Source organism: Rhodococcus sp. 14-2483-1-2 (assembly GCF_002259405.1).
Taxonomy (GTDB): Bacteria; Actinomycetota; Actinomycetes; order Mycobacteriales; family Mycobacteriaceae; genus Rhodococcoides.
Map to the genome: position 1 here is coordinate 70,778 of NZ_NPFW01000012.1, position 14,674 is coordinate 85,451.

The following is a 14,674-nucleotide window of genomic DNA, read 5'->3' on the forward strand; positions in this document are numbered from 1 at the left end:
GGACGAGCGGTGTCGTCGCCGGTCGACAAGGTTTCCATCGGTCGCGAGAGTCACCGTCGATCATTCGCTCGGATGATCGAGACCATCCGCTGGCCCGATGTGGATCGACCGCCGAGACCGAAGACTGTTCATCATGACTCGATACCACTTCATGGACTCGCTTCGCGGGTTCGCTCTGTTCGGGATTTTGCTGGTCAACGTCCTGGACATCACCGAGATCTCCGCCGAAACAACAGGCGGGGGCTTACTCGACTACACGGTGCAATCCCGGTTCGTTCCGATCTTCACCCTGTTGTTCGGGGTGTCGATGTATCTGATCGCCGACGGTGCCCGTCGACGCGGTGTGGGTGCGTGGCAGCCGCTGATGTTCCGAATGCTCGGACTGGGACTGATCGGGGTGGTGCACTCGCTGGCGTACGGAGGTGACATTCTCCGCGCATATGCGATCGTCGGACTGATTGTGATGCCGTTGATCGTGTGGGCACCGGCCCTCGTCAACGTGGTCGTGGGCTGTGCCTTGACCGTCGCGAGCTTCGGTTTCTTCGGTGGTGGGTTCGACTCGTTGCCGGGTTTGCTGCTCGTGGGGGCGGGCGCCGCGCAGCTGGGAGTACCGGCGATGATGGAGAAGTCCGTGGTGCCGGGGTTGGTGCTGACCTGCGTGGCGGGCGTGGCCGCGATACCGCTGATGATGTCCTACATCTCTGCGGGCGCCGGTGATCCGCGCTTCTCTCTTCCCGGTGCTCGCGCCGGTCTGGCCATGGCGCTGGCATACATCGGCATCCTCGCGCTCGCGTGGCAGTGGGCCCCGACCCGCGCTGGGCTGCGAGCCGTGTTCGATCCACTCGGCAAGATGTCCCTGACGAACTACGTATCCGCGTCGTTCGTCGTACTGGCCGCTGCCTGGGGGTCCGGATTGTTCGAGGCCGAGTCGGTGTACCCCGCGCTCGGCATCGCACTCGTCGTGATCACCGTGCAGTCCGTGCTGAGCCGTATCTGGTTGTGGCACTTCCGCTATGGACCGCTCGAATGGGTCCTTCGGGCTTTGACCTGGCGAAATCGGCCACCCTTCCGTCGCCGTCCGACTCGGACGACAGAACTCGGCGCGGCGTGCGTCTGACGTATCGGTCGGGGGCTGTGCAACCATGGTCAGTGGTCTTCTTGTCGACACGGCCGCACATGTTCATCGCTCGAACTGTCATTACTCGAACCGGATGGGGTACTTCTCGGTATGGACGGCACTGCTCTCGATCGTCTCGGCTCCGCATCGGATGTGTCGGCTGTTGCCGGCGGTGACGGTGAGCCCGAACTGACAGTTCAGAGACTGCTGTTCGACGGTCCGTCGCCCCTGGTCAGTGCCGATATGTACAGCTCGGTCGGCAAGGGCAATGCCGAGCGCACCCGCACGGGCGTTCGTATCGCCAAGCGCAGCGTGCTGCACACCAACAGCTACTTCGGACGGTTCCCGGCCAGCTACTGGCAGCGGTGGACCACCGTCACCGAGGTGGTGTTCCGGGCGACCGTCGCCGGTGCGGGTCGGATCGATCTGGTGGCCACGGACTACAAGGGTCACGAGCGCACGATGGCCAGTACAACGGTCGATTCCGCGAACGCGTCGACCCAATTGGCCGTTCCCGTCGCCACGACGCAGTTCCTCGACGGCGGCGCGCTGTACGTCCGCTTCACCACCACGTCGAGTGAGTTGTCGGTGCAGGACGCGGAATGGACCGTCGCCGCGCCGGAGAAGCTGCGTCCCACCTCGGTGGTGATCTGCACGTTCAATCGCGCCGACGACTGCGCCAACACCGTCGCTGCCATGGCCGACGATCCCATCGCTCTGCTCGGGGTCGACAACGTCTACGTCGTCGATCAGGGCACCGATCAGGTGCAGACGCGCGAGAAGTTCCAGCGCGTCGCGGCCGAGCTCGGTGACAAGCTCGTCTACATCACTCAGCCCAACCTCGGCGGGGCAGGCGGGTTCACCCGTGGCCTCTACGAGGTGCAGGGCAAGGGCGGCGATCCGGCCAACGTGATCTTCATGGACGACGACGTGCTGTGCGAGCCCGAGGCGATAGTGCGCATGAACTCGTTCGCCAACATGACCGTCGAGCCGGCGATCATCGGCGCGCAGATGCTGTACCTGCTGCACCCCGATCGTGTGCATGTCGGTGCCGAGGTGGCCAACCTGCAGAAGCTCGAAGCCGGAGTGCACGTCAAGAACGCGATCTCGGACAAGAGTGCGTTCAAGCGCAAGCGGCAGCAGGACGTCCGTGTCGACGCCGGCTACAACGGGTGGTGGTCGTGCCTCATTCCGTCCGAGATCGTCGGGCAGGTCGGCTACCCGCTGCCACTGTTCTTCCAGTGGGACGACATCGAGTACGGATACCGTTCTCGTGCAAACGGATTCGCTACCGTGACGCTTCCGGGCGCAGCGGTGTGGCATGCCGACTTCGCGTGGAAGGACTGGGACGAGTGGCACCGCTACTTCAACCTGCGCAACGGCATGATCACCGCGGCCCTGCACATCGAACTCGACGGGCGCGCGCTCGCCAAGCAGCTGTTCACCGATCTGCTGCGGTACCTGGTGTCGATGCAGTACGGCATGGCGTACACGCTGATCAAGGCCGTCGAGGACTTTCTGGCCGGCCCCGATCATCTGCTCGACGGCGGAATGGACGCTGCCGGTTCCATCCGGCGTGAACGTGCCGCATACGGAGAAACAAAGCGCCACAACGCGAACGACGTTCCCGGAGTGCGTCCGGCCGACATGTTCATCACTCCGGCGGGCCCACCGCCGAAGAAGAGCATGGAATTCGCAGTCCTGGCCAAGCGCGTGCTCAACCAGTGGCGCGGCACGGTGAATCCCGGTCCTGTTGCCATCTCCGCGGACGACGCGCACTGGTGGCACGTCTCGCTGTTCTCGCACGCGATCGTCACCGATCGCTCGCAGGAAGGCGTCCGAGTTCGCAAGCGGAACAAGGCGCATGCGTCCGAGCTGCTCAAGCGCGGGGTGACCGCACTCAAGCGTTTGCGCACCGAGACGCCGACGGTTGCTGCCTCGTACCGTGCCGCCGTGCCGAAACTGACGAGCCGAGAGAACTGGGCTCGCCTGTACGGCCAGTAGCTATTTCGGGCCGACGACGGGCGCTGTACGAATCCGCACGACGACCTGCTCGTTGTCGGCGGTGTAGCCCAGGTAGTCGAACTCGGTACCGGTGCGTGCGACGAATTCCGTCCACGCCCGGTACTCGTGGTTGCGCCAGCCGGGGAAGTTGAAGTACTCGTCGAACACGATGACGGTGCCCACCGCGAGTCGGTCGGCCACCAGATCCAGCACGGTGACCGTCGATGAGTACAGGTCTGCGTCCAGGTGCAGGAACGCCAACTTCTCGTGGTGACCTTTCAGGAAGCCCGGAAGCGAGTCCTCGAACAGACCGGGGACGATCTGCGCCCCGGGCACCTCGGGGATGGTGTCCTGCTCGAACAATCCTTTCGGAAAGCCCGTACGCCAGGCCTCGGGAAGGCCGGAGAACACGTCGAATCCGGCGACGACGGTGATGTCCTTGCGTGAGCTCAATTCCTCGGCGATGATCTCGAGCGTCGTGCCGCTGGCGACTCCGAATTCGAGGGCCATGCCGCGAATGGAGACCTCGCCGAGCGCGAATCGCAGCGTGGCGTGCGGCCGCAGGAACGTCGGGGCCTGCGGCATCATCTCTTCGGCGAATTCGGCGCTCTGAGCGGCTGCTTCGACGTCGGACGCGTACGGGATGTCGCGACGCATCCGCATTTCGAGGCCGCGGATGAATGCGTGGAGATCGTCGATCTCCCGGCGTTGGCGTTCGAGGACGTCGAGCAATTTCGCCTGCTGATCGTTGGTCTGCTCGGCCAGCTGGGCGGTCTGCTGAGCCAGAACCTCGCCGATCGCTCGTTGAAGCTTCTCCCGTGCCGACGACTTGATGCGATCAGCGAGCTTCCGAGGTTCCGTCATGGGCACACGGTAGCGGTATCACGTGGGTGCGCGCACCCCTTGGAGGCAGCGTCAGGGTCGGCGGAAGTGTTCCCGACGCCCCAGCCCGCGCAACCGGAACCACTCGGCCAGACCCTTCGGGTTGCGGGTGGTGATCAGGAAGAACCAGGTGAAGCGAATCCACTCCTGCGGCAGCAGCTTTCGCATGCCGGGCTGCGACATCAGGTAGCCGCGATTGCGGTACGTGAAGTAGCGCTTGGTCGCGTCGTCCGGGTACTGCGTGTGCATCCGGCCACCGAGGATCGGCTTGAACTCCTCGGCCCCGTTGGGGTGGACGTAGGCCGCAGTGAGGCAGGTGCCGAACTTCAGGCCCGAGCGCTGCAATCGTCGGTGTACCTCCACCTCGTCGCCGCGCACGAACAGCCGTAGATCGGGCACGCCGACCGCATCGATCGTCGACGCCTTGAACAGTGCTCCGTTGAACAGCGACGCAATGCCTTCGAGGAGGTCGTCATCGGGATTCTCGGGGTCGATCAATTCCGACCGCAGCCGACGCCACTCGACGCCGCGACGTAGCGGAAAGGCCAACCGGTCCGGGTCGGCGATGTCGCAGACGACGGGGGAGACCTCGTCCAATCCGTGGGTGAGGGCACAGTCGTAGAGAGTCTCGAGTACGTTCGGGCCCTCGGGGCGGCCGTCGTCGTCGGCGAGGAACACCCAATCCGCACCGAGCGAGAGCGCATACAGAATCCCGAGCGCGAACCCGCCCGCGCCGCCCAGATTGTGCTGCGAGCCGAGATACGTCGTCGGCAGGTCGATCGATTCCACCAGTTCGCGTACGGCCGGCTCGTCGGCATTGTCGACGACGACCAGATGATCGAGCGGACGCGTCTGTGCGCCGATGACGTCGAGCGAGAGAGCCAACAACTCACGCCGTTTGTGCGTGACGATGACCCCGATGATCCGGTCAGGCACCGGCTTGCCCATCCGGTCGTTCCGCAGGCGTCACTCCCGCTGCGTCTTCCCGCTCGATCTCTTTCAGGATCTGCGCGACGTGGTCTCCCGCGTCGTTGCCCTCGTATGCGCGCACCACGTCCTCGATCCCGCCCTGCTGCCGCACCTGACCGTGATCGATCCACATCGCGGTGTCGCACAGCTGAGCCAGGAATTCGTTGGAGTGGCTGGCGAACACAAGGATTCCCGATCGTTTCACCAACTCCTGCAGGCGAAGCCGAGCCTTCTTCATGAATTCCGCGTCGACTGCTCCGATGCCCTCGTCGAGCAGCAGGATCTCCGGGTCGATGCTGGTGACCACGCCCATCGCGACGCGCACGCGCATGCCCGTCGAGTAGGTACGCAGTGGCATGTCGAGGTAGTCGCCGAGTTCGGTGAAGTCGGCGATCTCGTCCATCTTCGCGAGCATCTGCTTGCGGGTCTGCCCGAGGAACAGGCCGCGGATGATGATGTTCTCGTAGCCGGAGATCTCCGGGTCCATACCGACGCCCAGATCGAACACCGGCGCGACGCGGCCGCGGATGGTGGCGCTGCCCCGCGTCGGCTCGTAGATGCCCGAGAGCAGACGCAGCAGCGTCGACTTGCCCGCACCGTTGTGTCCCACCAGTCCGACGCGATCGCCGTCCTCGAGGTTCATCGTGATGTTCTTGAGAGCTTCCACGACGACGACGTCGGAGGAGTTGCGGTCGATGGCCCCGCCGGCCTTGCCGAGGAACGCCTTCTTCAGTGACCGCGTCTTGGCGTCGAAGATCGGGAAGTCGACGCACGCGTCGTGGGTGCTGATGCTGATGGACAACTCGAATACCCCTAAACCCAGTAGGGCACGCGGGCCCGGTACTTCTTGAGTGCGACGATGGCCAGCGCCCATCCGACGACGGTGAAGCCGAGCACGATGTACCAGTGGTACGCCTGCTGATCCTCGCCGATCAATGGGGCCCGGATGATGTCGAGGTAATGGAAGAGCGGGTTGATCTCGACGAGCTTGGCGCGGTTCGCGGCCTCGCCGCCCATGGACTGCAGCCCCGAGGTGGTCCACACGATCGGCGTCATGAAGAACATCAGCGTGACGAAGCTGCCCAGGATCGGGGCGATGTCGCGGTAGCGGGTGGCGATGATGCCGAACAGGATGGATACCCACACCGCGTTCAACAGGATCAGAACCAGCGCGGGGATCGCGAAGATCACGGTCCAGTGCAGCCCGCCGGGCGGCCAGAAGATCGCGATGATGATCACGTAGATCAGCATGTTGTGGCCGAGCAGCAGCAGCTGGCGCCACACCAGGCGATAGACGTGCACACTCAACGCGCTCGGCAGCTGTTTGATCAGTCCCTCGTTCGCGACGAAGACGTCTCCGCCTTCGAGAATCGCGGCACTGATGAGGTTCCAGATGATCAGACCGACGGTGACGTGCGGCAGGAACTCGCGCAGATCGATGTTGAGCAGCACCGAATACAGCAGCCCCATGGCGATTGCCTGCACACCGGTGGCGATGGTGATCCAGAACGGACCGATCACCGACCGGCGATACCGCTGCTTGATGTCCTGCCAGCCGAGATGCAGCCACAGTTCGCGCTGGCTGAAACCGGTTCTCAGGTCGCCGAAAGCGCGCCGATAAGTCTGTGAGTCCGAAACCGGAGCAGGCATGTGATCTCCTGCCTCGCTCTCGGGATCCTTCGCTGGTGCCGACACGACGGTCGACACTACCTCTCTTCGGAGACTGCGCTCATTCCGAGCTTGCTACAGATACTGGCCGGTACCGCCGCCGCCGTGGCCCCCGCCACCCTGGCCGCCACCCGGAGCGCCCATCACACCGGGAGGCAACGCGCCCTGCCGCATCTGTTCGAGTTGAGCCCGCGCGGCCATCTGCTGAGCGAACAGGGCCGTCTGGATGCCGTGGAAGAGGCCTTCGAGCCAGCCGACGAGCTGAGCCTGCGCGATGCGCAGTTCCGCGTCGGTGGGGACCACGTCGTCGCCGAAGGGCAGTACCAGGCGCTCGAGTTCGTCGCGCAGTTCCGGTGCGAGGCCCTGTTCGAGTTCGTGGATGGACGACTTGTGGATTTCCTTGAGCCGCGTCCGGCTCGCGTCGTCGAGCGGTGCGGCGCGCACCTCCTCGAGAAGTTGCTTGATCATCGTGCCGATGCGCATCACCTTCGCGGGCTGCTCGACCATCTCCGACAGGCCCGAGCCATCGTCCGATCCGTCGTTCGCGGAGGATCCGGCGGCGCGAGCCGCAGCGGCCGTCGCTTCCTCGCGGCTCAGGGCGAGTGGTTCTCCATTGGGGCCGATCACAACGACATGGTCCTCGGATGCGCCGTTCGGCTCGGATTGAGTCATATATCCATCTTTACGCGTCGCTCGCCGTTGCGCGATCGTCCGGGGCGATTATCCTGGTTCGGTCGTCGGGAACAGTGGAGGCCGGGAGGATCGAGCGTGCGAGGTGGGCAACCGTTCCCTGGGGAAACAGGACGTGGAACACATGCTTCACCGGTCGGCGCTTAGAGTGTCCGGCATGGGTTACGACGTCGCACGAGTGAGAGGTTCCATCCCCTCGCTCGGTGACGGGTGGATTCATCTCGACCCTCAGCTGGGGATGCTGATCCCGGACCGCGTGTCGACCGCTGTGTCCACCGCATTTCGGCACAGTGCCTCCAATCATTCGGCCGGCAACACCTCGGCCAAGCGCAGTGCGGCTCTGCTGGAATCTGCTCGCGTCGCGATCGCCGACCTGGTCGGTGCCTACCCGTCCGGCGTGGTCATCGGCCCGGACCGCGCGACGTTGCTGTCCTGGCTCGCGGATTCGATGAGCTCGCGGCTGGGGTTGGGAACCGGTCTGGTGCTCTCGCGTCTGGACGAGGAAGCGAACGTTGCACCGTGGCTGCGGGTCGCCAGCCGCTCGGGCGCGCACGTGCGATGGGCCGAGGTCGAGATCGATACGTGCGAGTTGCCCACCTGGCAGTTCGACGACCTGATCACCTCCACCACTCGGCTCGTTGCGGTCACCGCGGCGTCGCCGATCGTCGGTAGTGCGCCCGATGTTCGGGTCGCGGCGGACTTGGTGCACGAGGTCGGTGGCCTGATCGTGGTCGACGCGGCCGGAGCTGCCCCGTACGCCCACGTCGACATCAAGGAACTCGGGGCCGACATCGTCGCGATCGACACGGCCGCGTGGGGTGGGCCGTCGGTCGGTGCGCTGATCTTCCGCGACCCGACGCTCCTGGAACAGCTGCCGTCGATGTCGTTGAACCCGTCGGCCAAGGGACCCGAGAGGCTCGAGGTCAGCGCCCATCAGTACGCGTTGTTGGCGGGCGTGGTCTCGTCCATCGACTACCTGGCAAATCTGGACGACGCAGCCACCGGGACGCGTCGCGAGCGCCTCGAACTGTCGATCGGATCGTTGCAGCACTACCACGACGGTCTTTTCGATTATCTGATGAAGGCGCTCGATTCTCTGGACCACGTCATGGTGCTGGGCAACGCACCGACGCGCATTCCCACCCTGAGCTTCACCGTCGAGGGCATGCCTGCGGTGAAGGTGTCCGAGCAACTCGCGCAGGCCAGAATCGGCAGTGTCAGCGGAGTCCACGGTGGCAGTCGGTTGCTCGACGCCTTGGGCGTCAACGACGAGGGTGGTGCCGTCACCATCGGTCTGGCTCCGTACACCACCCGTTACGAAATCGATCAGCTCGTCAAAGCGCTCACTGCGCTCGCCCTCTAGAGCGGCGTAGCCGCCCGCTCACGACCGCCGACCTGCGCGCTACTGGATTCGCAGGATCACTTTCCCTATGGTCTCGGCCTCGTCGAGCATTCGATGTCCTTGCGCTGCTTCGGTTATCGGGATCTCGGCGTGCACGACGGCGGTGACGCGACCCTCGGAGATCATCGGCCACAGGTGTGCGGTCATGTCTGCGACGATGTTCGCTTTGCTCGACGGCCCGGTTTCGGGTCGGCCGCGCAACCCGGCTGCGTGCACCGAGCCTCGCTTGGCGAGGAGTTTGCCGAAGTTCAGCTCACCCTTCACGCCGCCTTGCATACCGATGGTGACGACGGTGCCGTCCATCGCCAATGCGTCGAGGTTGCGGTCGAGGTACTTCGCTCCCATGTTGTCCAGAATCAGGTCGGCACCGTGATCCTGTGTCTGTGAACGGATCTCGGTGACGAAGTCCTGGTTCTTGTAGTCGATCAGGATGTCGGCTCCGAGATCGGCGCACATGTCCAGCTTGTACTTCGATCCGGCGGTGACGGCGACGGTGACGCCCATCTGTTTGGCCAGTTGGATTGCGTGGGTGCCGATTCCGCTGCCGCCGCCGTGAACGAGCAGTACCTGCCCCGAACGCATGTGTGCATCCATCACCAGGTTGGACCACACTGTGGAGGCGACCTCCGGAAGTGCCGCTGCCACATGTAGATCGAGGCCCCGAGGAATGGGAAACAGCTGAGTGGCGGGTACGGCGACCTGCTCGGCGTAGCCACCGCCGGCCAACAGAGCGCAGACCCTGTCGCCGACGTTCCAGCCGCTGACGCCCTCGCCGAGTTCGGAGATGATGCCCGAGCACTCGAGACCGAGGATGTCACTGGCACCCGGAGGCGGCGGGTAATTGCCCTGACGCTGCATCAGATCGGCGCGGTTGACGGCGGTGGCCGAAACATCGACGATCACCTGCCCGCGGCTCGGGCGGGGGTCGGGGACCTCGGTCCATTCCATGACGTCGGGATCGCCGAATTCTCTGAGTGTGATGGCACGCATGTCTCCATAGTGCGCCTCCGGCGCAGTGGCGCGGTCAAGTGCCCTCTGGAGCACCCGGGAGTGGAGCCTGCGGAACTACCTGCAGGCAGAGTCGCACCACTGCCGCAGGCACTCCTACAGGTCCCAGAGATTGATCCCGAAGTCCTCGGCGTGCGTGTCGATCTCGGCGAGTTCGGCGTCGGTGAAGTCCAGGTTCTTCAATGCCGCCACGTTGTTCTCCAGCTGTTCGACGCTCGATGCGCCGATCAGTACCGACGTCACGCGCGGGTCGCGCAGGGCCCAGCTCAGGGCGAGTTGCGCGAGGGATTGGCCGCGAGTGGCGGCGATGTCGTTCAACGCCCGGAGATGCCCGATGTGGTCATCGGTGAGCCAGTCCGGATTCAGCGATTTGCCCTGCGCTGCTCTCGAATTCGACGGGACACCGTCGAGGTACTTGTCGGTGAGCATGCCCTGGGCCAGAGGTGAGAATGCGATGACGCCCGCGCCCACGGCATCGAGGGTGCCGAGCAGTTCGGGTTCGATCCAGCGATTGACCATCGAATAGCTCGGCTGATGGATCAACAGGGGAACACCCGCATCGGCGAGCAGGTCCGCCATCTTCTGCGTGCCCTCGGGCTTGTACGAGCTGATGCCCGCGTACAGGGCTTTGCCCTGCTGCACGGCGCTGATCAGTGCGCCCGCAGTCTCTTCGATCGGGGTGTCGTGGTCGGGGCGGTGGCTGTAGAAGATGTCGACGTGGTCGAGTCGCATCCGGGTCAGCGATTGTTCGAGCGAGGACAGGAGGTATTTGCGGGAGCCGCCGAAGCCGTAGGGGCCGGGCCACATGTCCCAGCCGGCCTTGCTGGAGATGATCAGCTCATCGCGATATCCGGCGAAATCCTCCGCGAAGATGCGGCCGAAGTTCTTCTCCGCACTGCCGTACGGCGGGCCGTAATTGTTGGCCAGATCGAAGTGCGTGATACCCAGATCGAATGCGCGACGTAGGATTGCGCGCTGGTTCATCAGCGGTACGTCGTCACCGAAGTTGTGCCACAGTCCCAGCGAGACCGCCGGAAGTCGGGGGCCACGTGAGCCCACTCGGCGGAAGAGCATGGACTCGTAGCGGTCGGCGGCGGCAACGTACGGCGGGTCGATGTTGGGATCGGTCATTCTTCGACCTTAGGGCGCTGTACCGAACAGGGCCTCGAACCGCGTCAACCTACTCGTGGGTAGATTTCCTGCCTAAGATGACACGCGTGACGGCCGAACTAGCCATTGGTCCCGGGGGGGACCCGCAGTGGCTCGACACTGCGGAAATGAAAGCATGGCGCGCCTATATGGACGGCGGGCAACGATTGATGGGGGTATTGAACAGGGATCTGCAGGATCGCCACGATCTTTCGATGGCCGAATACCGCATCCTGGTGATGTTGTCGGAATCGGTCGACGGCTCCATCAGAATGAGTGAGCTGGCGGACGGTGTCCTGTCCTCCAGAAGTCGCCTGACGCATCAGATCAGGCGAATGGAACTCCAGGACATGGTGTCTCGCAGTACCTGCGTCAACGACGGCAGAGGCGTGCTCGCGGTGATCACCGACGAGGGCCGTCGGCGATTGGCGGAGGCGGCACCCACCCACGTCCGCGGCGTCCGTCAACACCTCGTCGACATCCTCTCGCCTCACGAACTCGAGGTGCTGGGCGACATCTTCGAGAAGGTCGACGCCGCGATGGACGCGTCCGGCTCGACACCGCGACGATGAGGGCTGGACGATGAGGGGCGATTGGGCCTCGGGCGGCCCGGCCGTTTAAGATCGCACACGGAAGCGTGGCAGAGCGGCCCAATGCACTCGCCTTGAAAGCGAGAGACGTGTAAAAGCGTCCGGGGGTTCAAATCCCTCCGCTTCCGCCACATGTTCGTCGTTCGAACCCGGTCCGCCCGCAAGGGTGGGCCGGGTTTTGTTCGCTCGGGGTGCCGCGGAGAGGCGTCGACACCGCCCCGGTCGACCGTGGCCTCGTTCTGCGCTCACAATTGTCGCCATGAGGACGCGCCGCAGTCGACCGCTACTGCACTTGAAGACACGGTTGTGGACGAATCCACCGTTTGCGAACGTCACCTCGCTTGCCTCCGCGGTCGTGGCCGTCAGTGGCGTGCTCGACGCCGTCACCTCCGATCCTGGCGCTCTCGGTCGGTTGTGGACATGGCTCTGGACGGCCGTCGCCGTAGTTGTGGTTCTGATCCCGGCGGCGATGGGTGAGAGGTTTCCGCGGAGCATCGCCTTGCTGGGCTGCGCTTTGTTCATCGGGGTCACATCGGTCCAGATGGCCACATCGACCCAAGGGATCGTCGCGATCAACAACCTGGTTTTCTATCCGTTGCTCGCCTGCTATCTCGGATGGTTCTTCCGTCGTCTGGTCGCCAGGTCGGTTGTAGGAGTGGCGATTGCGGCATCCGGCGTCGGCGTTGCGCTCAGCCCCAGCGGATCGCTGACAGTCACCTGGCTCAATCTGATGCTCGCGTCGCTGTTCTGTCTCGAATCTGCGAGCTATCTCTACCGCCGCTTGCAACGGCAGGTCGAGACGGACTCATTGACCGGGGCTGTGAACCGGATCGGGTTCGAGCGCAACGGAAGTCAGTACCTACGGTGGGCAGAGAAGTCCGGTGCACCTCTGGCATTGGTGATGATCGACCTGGACCGCTTCAAGCGAGTGAACGATGAGTACGGGCACCACGCCGGCGACCGCGTGCTGGCTCGATTCGTCACCGAAGTTCGACGCGGCCTTCGTGCGTCCGATGTGGTCGCGCGCATTGGAGGCGATGAGTTCGCCCTCGTCCTGCCCGGAATCGATGAGGAGAGTGCCCAGAGTCTGGTGGAGCGTCTTCAGTCGCTCACCTCCAGCGCGTGGTCTTCGGGTTCGGCAGTGAGTTCGCGCGGCGACACCATGGACTCGCTTCTGGCTCGTGCGGATGCTCGACTGCTCGAAGCCAAACGAGTCAGTCACTCGGCAAAACCCGACAGATCAGAGCGGCCCTGACCGTCGCGCGCCCTCAGTCCACCGCTCCAAGCTCAATCCGGTCTCGAAGCGTCGCACAGCTTTCGAGATCGGATCCGTGAATTCGATTGCACTGGACAGTAATTGGAGTGGATTCGTGAAATCGTCGACGGCTCGGCCGGTAGCCGTCGGGTAGAGGTCGTCCCCGAGGATGGGTACACCGAGTGAATTCATGTGCAGTCGCAGTTGATGGGTGCGGCCGGTCAACGGTGTCAGTCGGTAGCGACCGAGCCCGTCTCGATGCTCCAGGAGTTCGACGGTGGTGTGCGCGTTGGGTTCTCCGTCGACCTGGTGGGCGGTGAATTGCCCCTTCTCCGAGACGATTCGGCTGCGAACGACGGTGGGCAAGGTCAGCGTGGGGTCATGCAGTGCGACCGCCTCGTACTCCTTGCGCACCTGCCGATCCTGGAAGAGTGTCTGATACGCGCCGCGCAGTGTCGGGTCGATGACGAACAGGACCAGGCCTGCGGTGACGCGATCGAGTCGGTGAGCGGGCACCAATTGCGGCAGGTCGAGTTCGAGTCGCAATCGCACGAGTGCGGTCTGCAGAATATGTCCGCCGCGGGGGATGGTCGGCAGAAAGTGCGGCTTGTCGATCACCAGCAACGCGTCGTCCCGGTACACGATCGAGATATCGAACGGCACAACGGTTTCCGACGGTAGATCGCGGTGGAACCAGACTGCCTCGCCGGGAACGTATGGAGCGTCCAAGGGTAAGGGACCGGCCATGTCGACGATCTCGTCGGCGTCGAACATGGCGTCGATCCGGTGTGGAGGAATCCGGAACTCGGTCGCTGTCAGGAACTCACGGACGGTGCGCCAGGTGCCGTCCTCGGGCATCCGTATTCGCGCGGGATCGAGACCGTGCCGCTTCGCCAGGGGTGGTTGCTGGCGTCGTCTCACCGGATGAGCGTATCCGCCCGCTGAGATCGCACTTGTGCAGACAAATCGGTGCCATCTGTCTGCACAAGTGCGAATTCGCTACTCGCAGCCGATGCCGTCGTCGTCGCGGTCGAGATGAGGCCCGTAGCCGTAGTCGCCTCGATAGACCGGGGCGGCACCGGCGTCGCGCGCCGCATCGCAGTTCTTGTACTGGAACGTGCCGCCCTGACGGGGTGCGGGCGCAGGTGCCGCCAGTGGGGCCGGCGGTGGGGGAAGGAGTACCGGGCAGAACTGGGCCGATCCGCTGCTGCAGAGGAAATCGGTGATCGGGTCGGCCGAGGCGACGGCCGGGGCGGTGACCAGAGCGGCCGCAGCGATCGCACCGCTGATGCCGATCTTGACCAGCAGGTTCTTCGTCTTCATGGAACTCCAATCGAGGGGATGTGTTGTGGAGCTTTCTCGGCCAATTGTTGAACTGTCAATCAAGTCATTCGAGTGACCTACGCCGCGACTCCGCGAACGCGAATGTGTTTGGAACCCGGCGATTCGGCGTATCTACGAACGTATGAGCGAAAACGAGCAGGTCAATCAGAACCCCGAGAAGGATCCCGACGATTGGGTCACCGGCGACGAGCCGATGACCGGCCCACAGAAGAGCTACCTGAGCACCCTTGCGCAGGAAGCGGGAGAGGAAGTTCCCGAGGGTCTCAACAAGGCGCAGGCGTCGGAAATGATCGACAAGCTGCAGGGCGAAACCGGCCGCGGCTGAATCGACGCCGCAGTGGTCCACTCGATGTGACATTGACCCCCGAAAAGTCCACCGAATGTCACATCGAGTGCCCCGCGCGAACGGCGTGTACGAGGACATCCGACCAGGTAGACCGTTATGCCTCGAGTACATGTAACAAAGGATCACGCGGACTTTTGGACCCGCATGTGCGCGGCTATTGTGAGCGAACCCACAGCTTTAGCGTGCGCGCAACTCGGTGGGTACGTTGAGTGACGGATGTTGTTTGTGTTGCGCCCCGTGAGGGTGCGCC

The 14,674-nt window shown here is 64.0% G+C and carries 15 protein-coding genes and 1 tRNA gene; 7 read left to right on the forward strand and 9 right to left on the reverse strand.

The annotated features are described in order from the left end of the window. Positions 1-133 precede the first annotated feature (133 nt). Together CH295_RS10750 and CH295_RS10755 are read left to right on the forward strand one after the other, a co-directional pair. Positions 134-1,117, forward strand: coding sequence for a DUF418 domain-containing protein (locus CH295_RS10750; RefSeq protein WP_170945860.1), 984 nt, complete (start codon positions 134-136; stop codon positions 1,115-1,117). 111 nt (positions 1,118-1,228) lie between these two features. Then, the gene (locus CH295_RS10755; RefSeq protein ID WP_094634723.1) at positions 1,229-3,121 is read left to right on the forward strand and encodes a glycosyltransferase; all 1,893 of its coding nucleotides are present in this window, start codon (positions 1,229-1,231) and stop codon (positions 3,119-3,121) included. On the opposite strand, the gene CH295_RS10760 is transcribed toward CH295_RS10755, so the two are convergent. The 5 genes from CH295_RS10760 to CH295_RS10780 all read right to left on the reverse strand — a co-directional run bounded on the left by CH295_RS10760 (position 3,122) and on the right by CH295_RS10780 (position 7,312). Then, complete coding sequence (locus CH295_RS10760; RefSeq protein ID WP_094740663.1) at positions 3,122-3,985, reverse strand: TylF/MycF/NovP-related O-methyltransferase; 864 nt, start codon at positions 3,983-3,985, stop codon at positions 3,122-3,124. It lies immediately after the preceding gene. A gap of 51 nt (positions 3,986-4,036) precedes the next feature. Further along, positions 4,037-4,951 carry a galactofuranosyltransferase GlfT1 gene (gene glfT1, locus CH295_RS10765; protein ID WP_094740664.1) on the reverse strand — a complete coding sequence of 305 codons (915 nt, stop codon included), beginning with the start codon at positions 4,949-4,951 and terminating at the stop codon, positions 4,037-4,039. Continuing rightward, complete coding sequence (gene wzt, locus CH295_RS10770; RefSeq protein WP_094740665.1) at positions 4,932-5,774, reverse strand: galactan export ABC transporter ATP-binding subunit Wzt/RfbE; 843 nt, start codon at positions 5,772-5,774, stop codon at positions 4,932-4,934. The genes glfT1 and wzt overlap by 20 nt, the downstream gene beginning before the upstream one ends. 11 nt (positions 5,775-5,785) lie before the next feature. Continuing rightward, complete coding sequence (gene wzm, locus CH295_RS10775; RefSeq protein WP_170945861.1) at positions 5,786-6,622, reverse strand: galactan export ABC transporter permease subunit Wzm/RfbD; 837 nt, start codon at positions 6,620-6,622, stop codon at positions 5,786-5,788. 93 nt (positions 6,623-6,715) lie between these two features. Beyond that, positions 6,716-7,312, reverse strand: a complete 597-nt coding sequence (locus CH295_RS10780) for a bacterial proteasome activator family protein (RefSeq protein ID WP_094740666.1) — start codon at positions 7,310-7,312, stop codon at positions 6,716-6,718. A 175-nt stretch (positions 7,313-7,487) separates the two neighbouring features. Here CH295_RS10780 and CH295_RS10785 point away from each other — a divergent pair, with 175 nt between their 5' ends. Continuing rightward, positions 7,488-8,693, forward strand: a complete 1,206-nt coding sequence (locus CH295_RS10785; protein WP_037187257.1) for a cysteine desulfurase-like protein — start codon at positions 7,488-7,490, stop codon at positions 8,691-8,693. A 39-nt stretch (positions 8,694-8,732) separates the two neighbouring features. Here the strand turns inward: CH295_RS10785 and CH295_RS10790 are convergent, their stop codons facing one another. Further along, positions 8,733-9,722, reverse strand: a complete 990-nt coding sequence (locus CH295_RS10790; RefSeq protein WP_094740667.1) for an NAD(P)H-quinone oxidoreductase — start codon at positions 9,720-9,722, stop codon at positions 8,733-8,735. A 114-nt stretch (positions 9,723-9,836) separates the two neighbouring features. Continuing rightward, on the reverse strand, positions 9,837-10,871 hold the full coding sequence (mgrA, locus tag CH295_RS10795; protein WP_094740668.1) for an L-glyceraldehyde 3-phosphate reductase: 1,035 nt from the start codon (positions 10,869-10,871) through the stop codon (positions 9,837-9,839). A 77-nt stretch (positions 10,872-10,948) separates the two neighbouring features. Here mgrA and CH295_RS10800 point away from each other — a divergent pair, with 77 nt between their 5' ends. The 3 genes from CH295_RS10800 (at position 10,949) to CH295_RS10810 (ending at position 12,734) form a co-directional block, all read left to right on the forward strand. Then, positions 10,949-11,461, forward strand: a complete 513-nt coding sequence (locus CH295_RS10800; protein WP_502694486.1) for a MarR family winged helix-turn-helix transcriptional regulator — start codon at positions 10,949-10,951, stop codon at positions 11,459-11,461. 59 nt (positions 11,462-11,520) lie between these two features. Continuing rightward, positions 11,521-11,610 (forward strand) — tRNA-Ser (locus CH295_RS10805). A gap of 128 nt (positions 11,611-11,738) precedes the next feature. Beyond that, positions 11,739-12,734: a GGDEF domain-containing protein gene (locus CH295_RS10810; protein ID WP_082323463.1), complete on the forward strand. Its 996-nt coding sequence runs from the start codon at positions 11,739-11,741 to the stop codon at positions 12,732-12,734. Here CH295_RS10810 and CH295_RS10815 read toward each other — a convergent pair. Further along, positions 12,720-13,655, reverse strand: coding sequence for a pseudouridine synthase (locus CH295_RS10815; protein ID WP_170945862.1), 936 nt, complete (start codon positions 13,653-13,655; stop codon positions 12,720-12,722). The two genes, CH295_RS10810 and CH295_RS10815, sit on opposite strands and share 15 nt — an antisense overlap. 78 nt (positions 13,656-13,733) lie before the next feature. After that, positions 13,734-14,057 carry an excalibur calcium-binding domain-containing protein gene (locus CH295_RS10820; protein WP_094740671.1) on the reverse strand — a complete coding sequence of 108 codons (324 nt, stop codon included), beginning with the start codon at positions 14,055-14,057 and terminating at the stop codon, positions 13,734-13,736. A gap of 142 nt (positions 14,058-14,199) precedes the next feature. Between CH295_RS10820 and CH295_RS10825 the strand changes: the two genes are divergently transcribed. Further along, entirely contained in the window at positions 14,200-14,403 is a 204-nt protein-coding gene (locus tag CH295_RS10825) for a DUF3072 domain-containing protein (RefSeq protein ID WP_032395510.1), read from the forward strand. The last annotated feature ends 271 nt before the right edge of the window (positions 14,404-14,674 follow it).

Coding starts and splice junctions, on each gene's coding strand:
- CH295_RS10750 (WP_170945860.1), top strand. CDS start 134: ATGACTCGATACCACTTCATGGACTCGCTTCGCGGGTTCGCTCTGTTC.
- CH295_RS10755 (WP_094634723.1), top strand. CDS start 1,229: ATGGACGGCACTGCTCTCGATCGTCTCGGCTCCGCATCGGATGTGTCG.
- CH295_RS10760 (WP_094740663.1), bottom strand. CDS start 3,985: ATGACGGAACCTCGGAAGCTCGCTGATCGCATCAAGTCGTCGGCACGG.
- glfT1 (WP_094740664.1), bottom strand. CDS start 4,951: ATGGGCAAGCCGGTGCCTGACCGGATCATCGGGGTCATCGTCACGCAC.
- wzm (WP_170945861.1), bottom strand. CDS start 6,622: ATGCCTGCTCCGGTTTCGGACTCACAGACTTATCGGCGCGCTTTCGGC.
- CH295_RS10780 (WP_094740666.1), bottom strand. CDS start 7,312: ATGACTCAATCCGAGCCGAACGGCGCATCCGAGGACCATGTCGTTGTG.
- CH295_RS10785 (WP_037187257.1), top strand. CDS start 7,488: ATGGGTTACGACGTCGCACGAGTGAGAGGTTCCATCCCCTCGCTCGGT.
- CH295_RS10790 (WP_094740667.1), bottom strand. CDS start 9,722: ATGCGTGCCATCACACTCAGAGAATTCGGCGATCCCGACGTCATGGAA.
- mgrA (WP_094740668.1), bottom strand. CDS start 10,871: ATGACCGATCCCAACATCGACCCGCCGTACGTTGCCGCCGCCGACCGC.
- CH295_RS10800 (WP_502694486.1), top strand. CDS start 10,949: ATGACACGCGTGACGGCCGAACTAGCCATTGGTCCCGGGGGGGACCCG.
- CH295_RS10810 (WP_082323463.1), top strand. CDS start 11,739: ATGAGGACGCGCCGCAGTCGACCGCTACTGCACTTGAAGACACGGTTG.
- CH295_RS10820 (WP_094740671.1), bottom strand. CDS start 14,057: ATGAAGACGAAGAACCTGCTGGTCAAGATCGGCATCAGCGGTGCGATC.
- CH295_RS10825 (WP_032395510.1), top strand. CDS start 14,200: ATGAGCGAAAACGAGCAGGTCAATCAGAACCCCGAGAAGGATCCCGAC.